The organism is Candidatus Thermoplasmatota archaeon (assembly GCA_038884455.1).
Classification (GTDB): Archaea; Thermoplasmatota; E2; order DHVEG-1; family DHVEG-1; genus JAWABU01.
This window is the reverse complement of the sequence record JAWABU010000039.1, coordinates 1-16,820: the sequence shown is the minus strand read 5'-3', so window position 1 is coordinate 16,820 and position 16,820 is coordinate 1. Positions and strand designations below refer to the sequence as shown.

Genomic DNA, 16,820 nt, shown 5'->3' with positions numbered 1-16,820 from the left:
ATCAACCCTCCACTCCCAAATATCATGGTGTATCTGAAATATTTTGATGTCGATGATCCGAAAGAGTCACGAATCCCAGTTGATGATGAATCAAAAAGCCATGACAACAGACAAAAACAGGAGGTTGGATTTTTTACTTACACTATCCGTCCGCCTCAATCATCAATCACACACGATACTGATAGTAGTCTTCATCAGATAGGAGGAATGCCAGCAGAATATCGGTTTTTTAATACTGACTCAAAACCCACGAATAACTTCGGGAGGGTGTACGTAAGTTTTATAGTATCAATGCAACCTGGTGATAACTATCGTGTTGTTGCTGATCTCGCAGAATACGAATGGATTAACACCTTACGTGTCCCGCAAAGAACAAGATATGGAGAAGTGCATACTAGATTCGGAAACAATGTCTCTGAAAATCAAATAACCGAATTACTCACAGTTTGGCGGCGACTCTGGATCGAACGAGATGTCATGATCTCTTGGCAATCACTTGATGAGGTAACCTTGTCCGGAACGCTTCTTAGCATTACTCCTAATTATGGACTTCCAGGATATTCAGCAGTAACCATAAAACTTCGGAATGGTTTCGATTCAGATTGGGCTGATCAACTTGATTGTCTAGAGGGAGGATACCTACAAATAACAGATGAAATAAGATATCCAATATTAAAAAGTAGAATTGATGTAGAATATACAACAGTCGGATTAGGAGCATTTCCAAAAGAGATAGGGGTACCATCAAAATATATTCTTTGGTTGGTAATTCAAGGAATTCCGCCAACGACGCTAATAAACAAAAGTGTTAGAGTATTTGATGATGATAATCTCGATATTCTCCCACAGACCCCCAACGGCGGATCAACATTAATCAATGCTTTTGCACAAGCATATGTATTGCCTATCTACTGGGATGAATGGACTGATTATATACCATTTACAATGCACCTTGGCTCTTTCTGGGCAGATATGGGAATAGGATTCTGGGATAATTACCAAGACAGTCGATCAACTATTGATTGCTGGACTGTATTTATCGTGAGTGCATGGGAATTTGATAAAGAAGAAGACGCAGACCCAGATTGCGTAATTAATATGTCGTTTTTTACTTCGCACAACCTAAATCCACGGATTTCCCCTCCAGTACCTGATGATGACACATTAGGTGTCACACAAAGTAAATGGATTTACAACAACCCGATAGTTAATAAAAAGGCTTCAGCTATTTTTTATCAAACAATTTACGATTTGGTATCACGATCTCGGAGTTCTATATTTAATTTTACTGTACCGCATATTGCAGAACATATCATAACTCACGAAATCGGACATCATTTTTCCGACAGTCATGAACCATCTACAATTATGGATGCAAGCGTTGCCACTGCAACAGCAAATCATGAGTTCGGTCCAATATTCCTTGATATCATACGGAGTACAAGGATACCATGAATAATATTCAAAAACAATCAATAACAGTAAACTATATATAATACTACGTTTATTATAATAAACATAAACAATAAAATAATATATATTTGGGGGAAAATAAGATGAAAACAAAAGCATATATAATAGTATTTATGCTGATATTCGCTACTGGAGCATCAGTAGCAGCGACCGGAACTTTTAGAACACCACACCAACCACAGCAAACAACAAGTTTTTGGTGGCCACAATATGGACATGACTCTGCAAACACAGGTTTTACACCATCAGCAGCACCATCAACCGATGAAGTATTTTTACAAGCACGATTCGATCCATTTTCAAACGCTGTTGGATACAGTGGTGGTGTTGTCGTTGATGGAAAACTCTACGTCGGTTTTCAAAACGGTGCTTTCTACTGTACCAACGCCTACAACGGTAACATCATCTGGAAGAAAAACCCTGGTGAACTCGGAAACAGCATCCAAGGAACACCACTGGTTGAAGGAAACAATATCTACATCGGTATCGATTCAACCATGTACTGTTTTGATAAAACAACCGGTGCACAACAATGGATGTATACCACGGGTGGAACTATTCGAGGTTCTGCAACCACTATCAACAATCAGTTATTGTTTGGTTCAACCGACAAAAAACTCTACTGCCTTGATCTCACCAGTGGATCATTCATCTGGAGTTTTACCGCTGTAGATCAAATCTTTACAACCCCAGCAGTAACTGAGAATTATGTGTTTTTTGCTGCAAGTAAACCAAATTATGCAGGTTATCCCACAGGAAGAATCTACTGTCTTTCGGTAACCACTGGAACAAAAATATGGGAATACCGAACCTATTCACCAGTAACCCCCGTAACACTGTATAACAATAAAATCTATGCAGGTGCCTATAACCGTTTAATCTGTCTAGATGGAACCACTGGAACAGAACTCTGGTTAGAAGAATTCCCTGCAGGTTTTTTCTCAGGAATTTCAGCAACCTATGGAAACCTATATTTTGTAACCTACGCAGCAACAACCAATAAAGCGTATTGTTACAATGCAACAACTGGGACACAAGTATGGAGTTACTCAGATATAACCTCAGCTTTTGCTCCATCGATTGCTGATAACAAAATCATTATCAACCATGCAGGAAACTTCCCAGATTACAAAATCTACTGCTTTGACGCAGCTGGTGATGGTTCTGGTTCAACAACAATTGTATGGCAATATCTCTTCAACGAACAACCACGAGGACAACCAGTAATTGCAAACAACCGAGTTTGGGTTATTTTAGATAAAACATGGGTGTATGGTTTTGGTTTAAATGAACCACCAAGCACACCAGTGATCAATGGACCAAATGAAGGAGAAATCGGTGTGAATTATCAATTTAACTTTACGATGTCAGATCCAGAAGGACAATTCGTTGCGTTGATGATTGATTGGAACGATGGAACACCACTCACCTGGACCTCATACTATGATCCACAAACATATCCAATATATTTTGCCTCGCATACATATACCACGGGTGGCGACTACCAGATCAAAGCAAAAGCAAAAGATATCAATAACAAAGAAAGCAGCTGGTCAACACCTCATTTGTTTACAATCAACCGTCCACCGGTTAGACCTGCAGCACCAGAAGGACCAAGCACAGGGTATGTACAAACAGAATATACATTTACCGCTGTGACCACTGATCCAAATGATGATATGATATCATATCAATTCAACTGGGGTGATGGAACAACCACAGAATGGACACCGTTTGTTCCTAGTGGAACACCAGTCAGTGCATCCCACAGTTGGAATCTACCAGCAACCTATCAAGTACGAGTTCGAGCACGTGACACAAAAAATGCAACAACTGATCTATCACCAGGACATCCAATACAAATACAACGAATGCCGATCCCAGAGCTTCAAATTAACAGCATCAAAGGAGGCATCGGCGTATCAGCGGTGCTCAAAAATAATGGTGATGGCGACGCAACAAATATCAACTATAAAATCAACTTATCTGGCGGAGTTATAATATTGGGTAAAGAAACAACAGGAACGATTGATCTTCTCAAGCCAGGTGATCAAGTAACCATAAAATCAGGGTTAATCCTTGGTTTTGGAAAAACAACAATCACGGTAACTGCAAGTTGTAGCGAAGGTATGAATGCTGAAGCAACAGCAAAAGGAACCGTCGTGTTAATCTTTGTGGTTGGGGTTGCACCACCACAATAAAAAACCCTCTCTCTTTTTTTTTTTCAAAATACATTTTTTTAGAGTTACACAAAATAAATTCATAGAAAAAGAAGAAGATGAACACTGTACGTAAGATACCTGCTCATTTCACCATCCCCCCCATCACATTTGAAATGATGTTTATCTTCTTCTTTTCATAATTTTTTTGTTATGTCAAAAACAGAATCAACAAACGAATAAACTGTCCCGAATACAATACCGGTTCCTTCTTCTGGCATCTCCTCAAAACATTTAAAGCTTTAACCATAGTAGAAATTGAAAGAGAACCAAAAGCAAAACCCATGGGTTTGTGCACTTCAGATTCTCAGTCAAGATAAAGATATACTCACTCACCACCATTTCAACCACAACACCAACCGAGTATCTTTCCATCTCAAACCAAACAAGAAATACAGCAAACTTATTATGCACTACTGTAAAAGACAAGAAATCGAAATCAAAAAAACCCAACAATCAAAAATCTCCGACTGTGGGTATTCGTCAAGTATCATCATACTACCTAGAATAAAGAGAAGAACACTCGAAACACTCTAATCAACATTTTATCACCAACGTTGCCATATCAGAAAAAAATGTTATTACACCATATCGAGATGCTGGATTTTCTTTCGAATGAATCGAAAGGAAGCAAAAGAAAAAATCAAGGCAATAATCAAACCGAAAACGTTACCTATAAGATCGAACGTCAGAACAAAATTATAAAAACTATGCATACAGATTGCTACAACAAGATACGGCACGATACGAAATACCGAGGTTTTATTGAGCAATTTCTTCCCATAACCATATCCAGTCATTGCGGTTGCTGAAGCATGAAGAAAACAAGCACCAACACTTCGAATACTAATCAAAAGAATAAAAATAATGAAACCTTGTGAAAGGAAATCCCATCCATAAAAAAGATTTTCCGTAGCAGAAAAACCCAGACCAGCAACAGCACCATAAATCAATCCATCCTCATATTCACCAATAGATTGCTGTACAGTTTTTAACCGTAATGCAAAAGGTTTGACACATTCTTCAACAACAGGAGCAACAAGGACTACACTCAAAAATGGCAACAACTCAACACGTTGTATCGATACCGAAAGCGAAACATGTAAAACGTGTTCAAGAATGAGCGCTGCGATAATCGCAATACTTGCACCCCAGAGGAAGCAGACTGCAATCGAAAACCACGACTGCCGTTGGTATCGTTCAGTATTCCGAATCCAAACAGCATATATAAGAGGGGGGACAAAAGAAAAGAGTATGAGCAGGGCATATGATATCAAATTCATAGTACATGAATGAATATGATTCTTGTTATAAGTAATTTTAGATAGATGTACACAAAATGATAGATTTTTAAACAAAGAAAGGATTAGGATATATTGCATTTTGGAGGAAACACCATGAATTTTCCTGCTGGAACAGAGTTTCGGGATGAAATCGATCCAGAAACAGGAGAGAAAGTAAAACTTGCAATACTCCCGGATGGAACTGTTCTGAAATTTTTCACTGAAGAAGATCTCAGAGACATCTAAAAAAAATTATTACATTTTGTAGTAGTATTCTCCAGTTTGTTTCTGCTGTCGATCCATATACGAGTTTGTTTTATTGACACGAGGGCGATTTGTATCATCATCACGTCGAAAAGTAATATCAACATCTTTTAAAAAACGATTCATACCCTCATGCAGACTATATGGTCCTTGAGCATGGCCATATTTACCAGATTGACCATCAAAAACAATTAACGCATCGCTTACCATGTCAATAAAATACACATCATGATCAACAACAAGCGCTGATTTACCAGATTTTTCCATGACGCGACGGAGCATTCTTGATACAATCATCCGCTGCTCACTATCGAGATATGCAGATGGCTCATCGATTAAATAAATATCTGCCTCTTTAACAACTGCTGCTGCAATAGAAACCCGTTGCAACTCACCACCGGACAAAGTTGAAACATCATGATCTAGAAGATATTTTAAATGCAATGGCTCAAAAATTTCAGCTTGAAAAAACGATGAAATAAAAATCTGCTGCGCAAATTTTTCAAAATAATCTCGAACTGAACCTTCGAAATCCGGTGATATCGACTGAGGTTTATAACTAATTTTTAAATCATACGTGATACTCCCGACTGTTGGTTTGATAACACCGGCAAGTATTTTCACAAATGTTGTTTTCCCAATCGCATTCGGACCAACGACACCGATAATTTCACCCTGACGGATAATCCCTGGTTCAATATCTAACGTAAAATCATTAAAAGATTTTGACAGACGATCATATGAAACAAGAATGTTCATCTGTTGCTGTTGTTTTGGAGGATGATCAAAAAACTCGATTTTTTCACCAAAACGAATATTTTCCTCCTTTAAATAACCAGAAAGATACGTGTTAATTGCTTGTCGAACTGCTCGAGGAAATGTTACAACACCATACGCACCTTCAGTACCATACATGATATGAACAGTATCACACAAAAAATCCATCACTGCTAAATCATGTTCAACAACTATAACTTTTTTATCACGTGCTAAATCTTTAATGATCCGAGCGACTTTTAATCGTTGATAAATATCGAGATACGATGTGGGTTCATCAAAATAATATAAATCAACATCCTTAATTAATGCTCCAGCAATTGCAACTTGTTGTAACTCACCACCTGAAAGATTACCATTCTCAATCTGCTTCTCCAGGAGAGGTTCCAGACCAAGTTGTCGGACCACCAGATCAAAACGATGATTGGTATCATTCTTTTGAAGAATCTCCCCAATTTTGCCGGAGAGTACCTTCGGGAGTTTATCGACATATTGCGGTTTGACAACACAGCTACTTTTTCCGGTTGATATCTCTTTGAAATGATCATACAATTCAGTTCCTGCATAGTATTCAAGAACCGCATTCCAATGAGGTTTTTTCAATCGATAATTCCCAAGATTTGGTGCAAGTTGACCTGAAAGTATTTTTAACGCTGTGGTTTTTCCGATACCATTTGGACCAAGAATACCAACACAACTCCCTCGTTTTGGGATAGGCAACCGATATAATCGAAATCCATTTTTTCCAAACTGATGAATCAAATCTGTTTTTAATTCCTCAGCAAGTCCAATAATTTTTATCGCTTCAAAAGGACATTTATGAACGCAGATCCCACATCCTACACAGAGCTCTTCAGAGATTACTGCCTTACCATCTTCACCGAGAACTACAGTTTCATCTCCAGCGCGTACTCTCGGACAAAATTTGATACATTCCATCGCACAATTCTTTGATTTACATCTATCTTTTAATAAGACTGCTATTCGCATAGTGCAAAAAACCAGAAGAATACGTTTTATTAAAAGGTTATGCTACATTTTTGCGTAAACATCTTCCATTTCGAGTTTAAATAAGATTTCATGGAGACGTTCATTTTTCTGGGGTATGTCAAATTTTTGTAATTTTTCCTGGGTCTTAAAAAAGATATCCCACTGCTCCGGCAGACCATTTAATGTTTTATGAATAGCACATTGAAAGATATGTTTGCAGAATAGAACGCCATCTTCAAAGGTTAACTCATCCTCACGTGAACTCACTTCAATCCCCCAACAGATACTTAAATTAATCTACAACTATATATTGTTTATTTATTTAAAAGATTTTTTATATTTTCAACTTTGACAGCGTTCATTACTAGATGAGTTTTTCAGAACAATATATTCTCAAAGAACAGTTCTTACATCTCGTGATATCGTGGTGATTACGATGCAGATCACCAGTTGTTTCTGATGTCCTGATCTTCTGAAGTACCTGATCAAGTTCATATCGAAGTTTTGGATCGAATGGGATAGTAAATCGTTGATTTTGATAGATGAGCATACCGTATGGAACAAAACGATGATATGTTTCTTCGATGAGATGACAATATGCCGCAAGCTGAAGACTATGTGCATATAATGGTCTCTGATGGATACCTAACTTAAACTCAACAGGTATAAGATGATGCCTTGTTTTTACAATGCAATCAGGTTTACCAGTAATATTATACTTTTTAGAGAACAATGGTTTTCCACAGTTGTTCAAATCAGAGTAAAAAATTGTTCCTTTCGGAATATTATTTTCCTGTTGTAATTTCCGATTCTTGAGAAAGCACATCAATGCTTTGAGAAGGATGATACAGGCAACGAAAAAGAAAAAAAAGCTAAATAATACACCAAAATGCATACTACCACGTCATGAGAAAAATACTACAACAGATTCCTAGAAAGATTATCCCAAGTAGTATATATCGATATATCAGCTGCATCGATTCTCGAACAGTAAAGATCGTATCCTCTAACGATGCGTGAATTTTTTTTCCTTGTTCAAGAGAAACTGACGTTGGTTTATAACCGCATTTTTTCAGATACCATGCCATTGGACAATATGCATATTGCGCTATTTCTGAAGCGGTAATTATTGAACAATGATGCTTTTTATGAGGAAGGCTTTGTACCATAGTACCATGAAATTTAAAAAATATATTTAATGTGTCTGGTGAGGACATCGAAACTATTATCTATCCTTGTAAAAAAGATTTTTGGTACTACCTGTAAAACAAGATATAAATAGCGATAAAAAGAAACGTGAATACCTAAGCGTAGTGTGTGATGCCTATGAAGAAGGGTCCTATATCAAAAACCATACCTATGTTCATTATTGTATGGATTTTTTTCAATAGTACAATTGCATTTGCATATACCTCAGAAAATAATCAAGAATTAGTACCAAACATTATTGATTTAGGAGATGAAAAAACAGATGATCCATTAACGGTTAGCGCAAACGGACCTTATTTTGGCGTGGTCGGAGTACCAGTACTTATCAATGGTTCAGTTTCAGGAGGAATTTCACCAATCAATTGGACATGGACGTTTGGTGATACCACGGCACCAGCATATCAAAATCCAACCAGCCATATCTACCATACCCCTGGAGTATATACGATAACTGTCCAGGTTAAAGATAACAGTAATACTACTGCACAAAATACGACCACTGCAACAATAACTGAGCAAGAAGATTCAACACCCCCTAGAATTTCGATCCTCACTCCAGTTACAGGCGTCTATTTCCGTTCAAGACTCATGAAGATGATATCTGTACATCTCACTGTCATTATCGGTGGGATCGACATTATTGTCCAAGCGACCGATGCAGAAACCGGGATAAAGGAAGTTCGTTTTTATATTGATGGACAGCTGAAAAAAATAGTAAATTCAACGCCGTATCTTTGGACATGGAATGAAAAAACAATGTTCAGTCATATGATTAAAGTTGAAGCAGAAGATAATGCAGGTAATATTCAGGTAGTCACACATCCAGTTATCATTTTTAATCTCAATCCAAATAATCAATGCGGGCTACTTACTGGTACTGTTCTTGGTCCATACGGAAAAATTGGAGCAGCAGGTGCTAATATAACGATTACGAATGGTTCATATACCAAAACTGCTCAGACCGGAAGGATACCTCTTATAAATCGAGGAGATTTTCGAATGCGAGTACCTGCAGGAACGTACTATATTGAGATTAGTAAACCTGGTTTTAAAGTACAGGGCAGAAATATCACAGTACGTCTGAGCGAAAATGAACAATTACAGTTTATCTTGGAACGTGCATAGAGAAAAACCTAGTTTTCTAGCTTACAAAGGAGGAGTGAGTTATTCTCACACTTCTTTTTTATTTTAAGGAAATTATTTTTTTTAATTGTTTGGTATCAGAATGCTGCTATTTTGACATAGTGCAAAAATAACACGAAATTAATTAATATATGAAAATAGAGAGTATAACTTAAGGAGTATTGATTCATATCTCACCATGAAAAAAATTACCAACTCTCAAATTCTGAGAAAAATATTATTATTGCTCATTACCATAGCCGGCAGACGATCATCAGAGACAATCGCATGTGCCTTTATGGAAGCCATTGTACTCTCACTGAAAGAAAAATATGATTTTCTCCATAATATAACTATTCACAATATTACGTATCATGAAGGAGCACTTGAAGGGGCAATCGAAATTAATCCGATTATTGAAAAAATCCCCCCAAACAAAATCGGTGAATCAATAGAATCAATTATTCGAATTCTCTGTATGGATCTTGAAGAGGATACCGGACTGTATTTTATTCATGAGTTAAAAACACGTTTGGAAACCGAATATCTAGTTGAATTAAAAAATATCGGTGTTGATCTTGACTTATTACGACTCGAACAGAAACATCTTCACGAACAACTAGAAAGGAAAAAAATGATTTTGCATCATCAGGAAGAAAATCAAAATGCTGAAATGAAAGTAACGATTCCAAATTATGCTTGGACTGATGTTGCGACGTTCAAGTATAGAAATAACATTTGCTTTTTATACAATAAAAAAGGACAACTGCTCGATCGACTCCATATCAACAAACTGATGGAATATTATGTTAGAACGTTAACCGACTTCGGTAAACTAACATTAAAAAAAGAAAAAATAGAAGTCACAGAAAAACAACACAAACTGCTTGAAATGATCTATGAACGTGACATTGATGAAGAAACTGCCTTGTATTTTCTACAAGCTACTAAAGCAGAATTTAACGACATTCTCAATCAATTATTACGATACGAATACTTACAGTATACGTCAACTGATGAAATCAAACTAACCGAAAAAGGAATAATGTACCTCCAAGAAAAAAAAACACAGCCTGAGACTACAGTTGATGTACCTTCATAAAAAAATTATCTTTAGAAGATTAAACGTGTAACGAAATAAGCTAACCTATGAGATGAGTACGAGAATAAAGGCTGTTTGGTTTTTTCCGAACATTTTCGCTGCATATTAATACCATCAAAATCTATCATAATATGCCAGTGAGAAAAGTATGAGTTCAAGAAAAAAATTTATCGTGTTGCTCATCGTTGTTTCGACATTGATACTTATAGCAAAAATCATTGCAGGAGATCTCCTAGTAGTATAGAGGAACTCGAGATTTTAAAAAACTTTTATATAGCAGGATACCTACTAGTATTACAGGAGATTAATACCAATGAACGTACAAAACACGCTATACCAACGACCTCTACTTTGGGGAATTTTATTTCTTCTCTGCATAGGTCATCTCCACCCAATACATCCTGCTGTACCAGCAACCCAAACATCAAATGATATCGATGTATATCATTATCTTACCTATCAAGAAATGACTGAGTTGCTCTTCAATCTCCAGAAACAATATCCTGAGATTTTTCATCTAACCTCCCTTGGAACAACCTATCAAGGACGAAACATCTGGCAGGTGACACTCTCAGATCACCCCGAAGAACAGGAAGATGAGCCAGGCGTCCTGATAATGGGAGCTCACCATGGAAACGAAAAACCATCATATGAAATTCCCTTATTTTTTGTAAGATACATCGTTGATAATTATTACCAGCCAACAACAGACAATGATGGAGATGGTGTTTTTGATGAAGATGAATTCGATGGTAGAGACAATGATGGTGATGGTCGTATTGATGAGGATCCATCAGAGGATTATGTGCGGCATATCGTCAATACTACACAGATCTATATTATACCGATGGTAAATCCTGATGGCGTTGAAGCTGATTCTCGGAAAAATTGTGCCCCAAATTATGGTCCATTTGGTTTCAAAAAAACTATAACTTCCTACGGTGTGAATCTCAACAGAAACTATGGATATAAATGGTATCTTTACTATCTGTTTCCAACGCGCTATTCACTTTTCTTCAATATGCGCGACTCAAGCTATAACTATAGAGGACCTTATCCTTTTTCTGAAAATGAAACAAAAGCAGTAAAAGCCTTCGTCGAAACACATCATACGATCCGTATTTCCCTTTCATATCATACATACGGTGAGTTTATTTTGTATCCCTGGGACCATGCCTCCCAGGTAACACCTGATGAATCCCTATTCTTGTCAATTGGAGAAAACATTTCTCGGATCAATCAGTATTATCTTTATACCGGAAAATCAACGATACGTCCAGGTTATGGTGGTACCATTGGCACCTCAGAAGATTGGTTATATGGTGCACATAACATTCTTTCATTTACCATCGAGTTGTGTAAAGAAAGGGCACCATCAAGTCAAAGTATTATGGATGCGGTTTGTCGAACCCATGTTGGTGTCCATCTGTATATCTGCGAACGAGCAGTACAGTTAGGTTCAGAACAATAAAAAAATACCATTTTTGTACAATTGACCTGTTTCATACATACATTTAATAAGGAAAAAATGTGTTGTTACGTATCGAGAGAAAGGGGGGATGAAGTGAGGTGGTGAGGAGATGTGAATTGAAAATAATAAACCCCCCATTTCTCTAAAAATATATATTGAATATAATAGTATATAAATCTTTTTATAATTATCTGTTTTTGTTCACATTCCACAACGGTTTTCCGAGAGGAATAAGGGATTTTCCAAGCATCGTATTAATGAGAATCGCTGCTGCGGTATAAAACGAAAGAATCGATGTAAGAATAAGGAAAAAACCCGCAGGTATTGAACTAAAACCAACGAAATAGTGTGGTAGTAAACAGGCAACAGCAATATCAACAACAACCATAATTGCAACAAACGCTTTAGTGGTAAGAAGCGACGCAACCGTTGCAATCATACTAAAAATGAGAATGCCCACGAGACCAAACGCGTAATGCTTGATATCAAAAGCTGCACCAGTGAAAAAAAGGATACACAATGTGACAGCAATCGAATACATTGTCATAGCATAAATAGTAAAAACCGTAGAACCGAAAATATTGTTCCGTTTAAATTCCATTAGCCCAGCGATGAGTTGTGCTGTTGCACCAAAAAATAACACCCAAGGAATCAAGAGTGTTTTTGTCGGTGCTGTAAGCCCAAGATACGTTACTCCAATGACTAATGCAGCAACTGCTAAACCTACTAAGCCAAGTGGTGCTGGTTCTGTTGCAAGTGGTGGTAAAGCTTTAACGATTGTTTCTGTTTCTTGTATCTTTCTTTCAACCATGTATTGTCAACCTCTCTTTAAGAAATTTATTTCCAGAATTTCCAATATTGTCTCTCTTGAGCTGGTGGTTTTTCACCTATTCCATAGATGCCGCCCCATGTGTTTAAACCTGCTTGTTCGTCTTCTGCTATTTTTTCTTCAAGCATCTGTAGCAGTTTTTTATCAGTGAAACCAAGTTGCCGCATCTTTTGTGGTGTTGGCACGCCGTTCTGTGTCCATCCGCGGCGATAATATACAGCATCTGCAAGTTTCTGATACTGATTCTGGCGATATTGGTATAATTGATGAATCCGTTCCTGGATTGACATCTGTTCGACTTGTTGTGCTGTAAAACCAACTTTTTCTACAAGTTGTTTGTCATAACGATCTCTCCGGGACAAATACTCCATCTCGGTAACTGGTCCCATCGCTCGATAGGGTATCCAATCATCTTTACGTCGCCCTCGACCCATCCAGACATTCAACGCTCGTTGAAAGTTATAGCATCGTTCACTTTGAAGAATGAGATCTTCTTTTGTTACCTTCCAGCCGGTAACTGCATTTTGATACTCCACATAGTTTTGAACATGTTCTGGTACTTTTGCAGGTTCTTCAGTTTGAGCATTGTTCGCAGGTTCTATATCATTCCAAGGAAGCTTACAGAGACCGTTTAAACCAAACCACGTTCGCCACATGGGAAAATAATGCAACGCCTCTGCTTTATCCTCAAAGGTAGGTATAGCATTGTTGACCATATCCATAAAAATTAACCATGCTTCATCATGCTGTGGTCCCTTCAAGGTTAATCCATAGCCTCCTTGCATAGCAAGGGATTCCTTCGTAACGTATTCTGAGAATTCAAGTCCTTTACTTTCCATCCCACAATCTTCTACAAGTTTTTTGTCACCCCAACCGTTTTTGAGAATCCAATCCTTCACCCGTCTGATACCCTGCGAAGCAATTCGGATAAATTCAGCTTGATCTCCCTGCGCGATCCGATGAATAAACTCTAAAGTCGCATCTGCATTTCCAAAACAGAGTTCAAGACCGTTGCATCGTTCTTTGTTCAGAATACCGTATTCGTACATCTCCATGTAAAATGCGATTGCGGTTCCTGTCGAAATTGTGTCAATACCGTAGGTATCGCAATAGAAATTAAACTCTAAAATCCAGAGTGGGTCCCAGATACTCATATTAGAACAAGCAGCAATAGTTTCGTATTCAGGACCATCCACTGTTACTTTTTGTCCTTTGTACGGTCCAGTCATAACCGTGTATCCGTCAACGGTTTTTGCACAAGCAAGGGTACACCCATGCCAGCAGCCATCAGGAATGATTTTGGTAAAAAGTTCATAGAATTTCGGTGAATAAATCTTACTTGCTTTGGGAAATGATCCAAATCGGTAGTTTTCGCAGGGTAATAAATCATATTGATCCATAATTTCAACTAAATGTCCAGTACCGACTGCGCGCATGTTACATTGGTAGCGGTCAAGGTCTCGTATTTCTTTATGTAGTTTTATTCCGATTTCTGCAAGTTTGTCGGGATCTGCAGGATGATTTGATAAACCGGTAAGATGATCAATTTTAACGACAATTGCTTTTAGTTTTTTATCACGGAATACGGTACCAAGACCACCACGTCCTGCTTGTTTAATACGTGGTGTTTTTCTACGAATATCATAAAAAGAGAAATTTAGACAACCCCAGTAGCTATGTTCGGCTGCAGCACCGGTTGAAACAACAGCCACCTTTTGCCGAGCTTGATCTGTATCTTCAGAAGCATACATCGTAGTAAGTTGTTCAGCGAGAAGATGCGTGTTGGTTTCTTCGTGTGGTGCTGTTTCAATACTGATCTTTCCATGTTCACCATCAATGAAGATAATTACGTCTTCTGATGCTTTGCCTTGGATTTCAAGAGCATCAAAACCAGCGAATTTGAGATAAGGTCCGACAAAACCACCAACATTACAGTCACAGATAATATTAGTTGATGGAGATACTGAGAGACACAATGATTTCCCGGAACCAGCATACTGGGTTGTTCCACAGAGTGGACCTGTTGTAATGAGCAGCTCATTTTCCTCACTGTTCCACCGAGTTGTAGGTTTTATACCTTCCCAGAGAAGTTTTAATCCGAAACCCCGACCACCAGTGAACAGCTTTTTCATTTCATCAGTGACTGGTTTCTCACTGATTTTTTTCGTACTAAGGTTGACATAGAGGGTGCGGTTTGCGTAACCACGATATACGTCTCCTTTTTTATAGGTATATTCAGCGAGTTTTTGATGTGCTGCTCTGAGTTTTTTCGCATCCCAGGTATGTTTTGTGTTTCCTGTTGAATATTCAGCTATTGGTATTTGGCCTTCAACCATATATGTTATACTCCTTGTTTATGATAAACGATTTGTTTTATTTCTGCGATATTTCGCTCGACAAGTTCCAATGCTTTCTCAGGGCATGCACGAACACAAGAACCACAGGAAATGCATTTGAATGGCTCAAGCCGTAGCTTTGATTTTCGCATCGCGCCAATTGGACAGAACGCAACACAAGCTTGACAGCCCACGCAAATCTTTGGATCAAGAACAACCACGCCGTTTTTCTGACGTCGTAATGCACCAACCGGACAAAGGTCTAAACAAAGTCCCCGCTGATCACAGACATGCATCTGGTATCCCTGATCTGTTTTGGTGATCCGAAGTGCTGACTGATCACCACCAGCATTAGTTTTAAAATGCACTTGTGAGCAGGCTTTCTCACAGGCTAAACAACCTTTACAACGATCTGCATGAAAGGCGAGTATTTTTACAGTTTTTGGCTGATTCATAGACAAAACAATCCTCTCACAGTCATGACATATTACAGGTGATACAGTATGAGAGATGAATCAGAGCATTGATAATAACACTCATCCAGCAGACCACCGAGATGCTAATCGTCGCTGGATAGTAGAACGCATCTTTGATCGATAATTTCTGTTTTTGTAATACAAAAACCATCATTGGAAGTATACACCCTCCAAGAAGAGCAGCAATAAAACCCCTCGCAAGGATTGAAGGGATGAACACAATAAGGTTTCGAAGGCTGAAACCTGCACTGGAGAGAAGTGGTGTGAGAATCTGGGTAATAAGATATCCGCCAATATACATCGTATATGCGGTGATGATGCCGATGCTTACCTGTATCTTTTTAGAAGTAAGATCTTGGAGATTAAAACTGATTTTTAAAGCTATAAGTTCAAAGAGTGCGCCTTCTGCTATAATCGCAAATGCTGAACAGATGAAACAACCGCCAAACGGGTTCAAAAGCCGTAAAGTTCCAGCAACAAGACCCATGCCAAGTTGCATACCTTTTTGTTGAAATAGTATTCTACTCAGAGACATCAATCCGACTGCAACAAAACCAGTCATAATTGCTCCAGCAGGTAAATTTGCATCATGAAGGAGCGTTCCAAGAATACATTCTGAGAAACCCCACAATGACCCAAAGGCAAGTATACCTGCAATAAGTCTTTTTTTCTCTATATCCATATTAAGATGTCACCTCGATTGCGATGATATCTTTAACGCGAAATGCTTTAGGAAGATCCTCAAATAGTGACTGGCGGTTTTTGGTAAGTATTCCATGTTGCATATTCTCCCAGGTTACAGTTTTTTGATACTGATCCTTTCCAATAATAGTATATTGTTTTTGTTCTGGATTCCGAATTCCGATGTTATTCATAAGCACATCCAGTGCTACGCCACTCACTGTTTCACCATTCACAGTTATTATTTTTTCAGATCCTAACAAAAAAAGCTGGTCAATCGTATATTCCATTGCGTTAATCGTAATAGTTGTCATATCTGACGTGGTTGCATAGACGTATATCGATGAGAGCCCACTAACAATAAGTATGATACTTGCGCTGATCAGTAGTATTTTTTCCTTCCCCATAGTATACTCGTTGGGACGGAAACAATAGTGCATATATAAAAATTATGAATGTCCAGGCTTCATCCCGAAATAGATAATTAAGGAAGAAACATTCATTTTTTCATTGGATGGGACGCGCAAAGAAAAGGATTAATCCAACAGTTGCGAACCATGTGAACCGCAATTTCACCGCCGATTTCAG

16 protein-coding genes are annotated in these 16,820 nt (G+C 38.0%); 6 read left to right on the top strand and 10 right to left on the bottom strand.

The annotated features are described in order from the left end of the window. The coding region (locus tag QXL17_07110) for a hypothetical protein (protein MEM4258899.1) at positions 1-1,455 on the top strand (1,455 nt) is incomplete at its 5' end. Between the two features lie 101 nt (positions 1,456-1,556). After that, positions 1,557-3,674 (top strand): PQQ-binding-like beta-propeller repeat protein, encoded by a 2,118-nt coding sequence (locus QXL17_07105; protein MEM4258898.1) that lies wholly within the window; start codon positions 1,557-1,559, stop codon positions 3,672-3,674. 599 nt (positions 3,675-4,273) lie between these two features. Here the strand turns inward: QXL17_07105 and QXL17_07100 are convergent. Beyond that, positions 4,274-4,975, bottom strand: coding sequence for a PrsW family glutamic-type intramembrane protease (locus tag QXL17_07100; GenBank protein MEM4258897.1), 702 nt, complete (start codon positions 4,973-4,975; stop codon positions 4,274-4,276). A 114-nt stretch (positions 4,976-5,089) separates the two neighbouring features. On the opposite strand from QXL17_07100, the gene QXL17_07095 reads away from it, so the two are divergent. Further along, complete coding sequence (locus QXL17_07095; GenBank protein ID MEM4258896.1) at positions 5,090-5,221, top strand: hypothetical protein; 132 nt, start codon at positions 5,090-5,092, stop codon at positions 5,219-5,221. 9 nt (positions 5,222-5,230) lie between these two features. On the opposite strand, the gene QXL17_07090 is transcribed toward QXL17_07095, so the two are convergent. From QXL17_07090 to QXL17_07075, 4 genes are all read right to left on the bottom strand, one after another. Beyond that, on the bottom strand, positions 5,231-7,006 hold the full coding sequence (locus QXL17_07090) for a ribosome biogenesis/translation initiation ATPase RLI (protein ID MEM4258895.1): 1,776 nt from the start codon (positions 7,004-7,006) through the stop codon (positions 5,231-5,233). A gap of 42 nt (positions 7,007-7,048) precedes the next feature. Beyond that, complete coding sequence (locus tag QXL17_07085) at positions 7,049-7,273, bottom strand: hypothetical protein (protein MEM4258894.1); 225 nt, start codon at positions 7,271-7,273, stop codon at positions 7,049-7,051. Between the two features lie 97 nt (positions 7,274-7,370). Beyond that, complete coding sequence (cas4, locus tag QXL17_07080; GenBank protein MEM4258893.1) at positions 7,371-7,901, bottom strand: CRISPR-associated protein Cas4; 531 nt, start codon at positions 7,899-7,901, stop codon at positions 7,371-7,373. 1 nt (position 7,902) lies between these two features. Next, entirely contained in the window at positions 7,903-8,175 is a 273-nt protein-coding gene (locus QXL17_07075; protein ID MEM4258892.1) for a hypothetical protein, read from the bottom strand. A 157-nt stretch (positions 8,176-8,332) separates the two neighbouring features. Here QXL17_07075 and QXL17_07070 point away from each other — a divergent pair, with 157 nt between their 5' ends. The 3 genes from QXL17_07070 to QXL17_07060 all read left to right on the top strand — a co-directional run bounded on the left by QXL17_07070 (position 8,333) and on the right by QXL17_07060 (position 11,910). Then, positions 8,333-9,340: a PKD domain-containing protein gene (locus tag QXL17_07070; GenBank protein ID MEM4258891.1), complete on the top strand. Its 1,008-nt coding sequence runs from the start codon at positions 8,333-8,335 to the stop codon at positions 9,338-9,340. Between the two features lie 196 nt (positions 9,341-9,536). After that, positions 9,537-10,439 (top strand): hypothetical protein, encoded by a 903-nt coding sequence (locus QXL17_07065; GenBank protein ID MEM4258890.1) that lies wholly within the window; start codon positions 9,537-9,539, stop codon positions 10,437-10,439. Between the two features lie 313 nt (positions 10,440-10,752). After that, the gene (locus tag QXL17_07060) at positions 10,753-11,910 is read left to right on the top strand and encodes a M14 family metallopeptidase (protein ID MEM4258889.1); all 1,158 of its coding nucleotides are present in this window, start codon (positions 10,753-10,755) and stop codon (positions 11,908-11,910) included. 187 nt (positions 11,911-12,097) lie between these two features. Here the strand turns inward: QXL17_07060 and QXL17_07055 are convergent, their stop codons facing one another. From QXL17_07055 to QXL17_07035, 5 genes are read right to left on the bottom strand one after another with little or no spacing between them, the layout of a single operon-like run. Continuing rightward, positions 12,098-12,721: an acetate uptake transporter gene (locus QXL17_07055; GenBank protein ID MEM4258888.1), complete on the bottom strand. Its 624-nt coding sequence runs from the start codon at positions 12,719-12,721 to the stop codon at positions 12,098-12,100. Between the two features lie 26 nt (positions 12,722-12,747). Continuing rightward, the gene (locus QXL17_07050; protein MEM4258887.1) at positions 12,748-15,075 is read right to left on the bottom strand and encodes an aldehyde ferredoxin oxidoreductase C-terminal domain-containing protein; all 2,328 of its coding nucleotides are present in this window, start codon (positions 15,073-15,075) and stop codon (positions 12,748-12,750) included. Positions 15,076-15,080: 5 nt separating this feature from the next. Beyond that, on the bottom strand, positions 15,081-15,530 hold the full coding sequence (locus tag QXL17_07045; protein ID MEM4258886.1) for a 4Fe-4S binding protein: 450 nt from the start codon (positions 15,528-15,530) through the stop codon (positions 15,081-15,083). Between the two features lie 22 nt (positions 15,531-15,552). Beyond that, on the bottom strand, positions 15,553-16,233 hold the full coding sequence (locus QXL17_07040; GenBank protein ID MEM4258885.1) for a hypothetical protein: 681 nt from the start codon (positions 16,231-16,233) through the stop codon (positions 15,553-15,555). 1 nt (position 16,234) lies between these two features. Next, complete coding sequence (locus QXL17_07035) at positions 16,235-16,639, bottom strand: hypothetical protein (protein ID MEM4258884.1); 405 nt, start codon at positions 16,637-16,639, stop codon at positions 16,235-16,237. Positions 16,640-16,820: the final 181 nt, after the last annotated feature.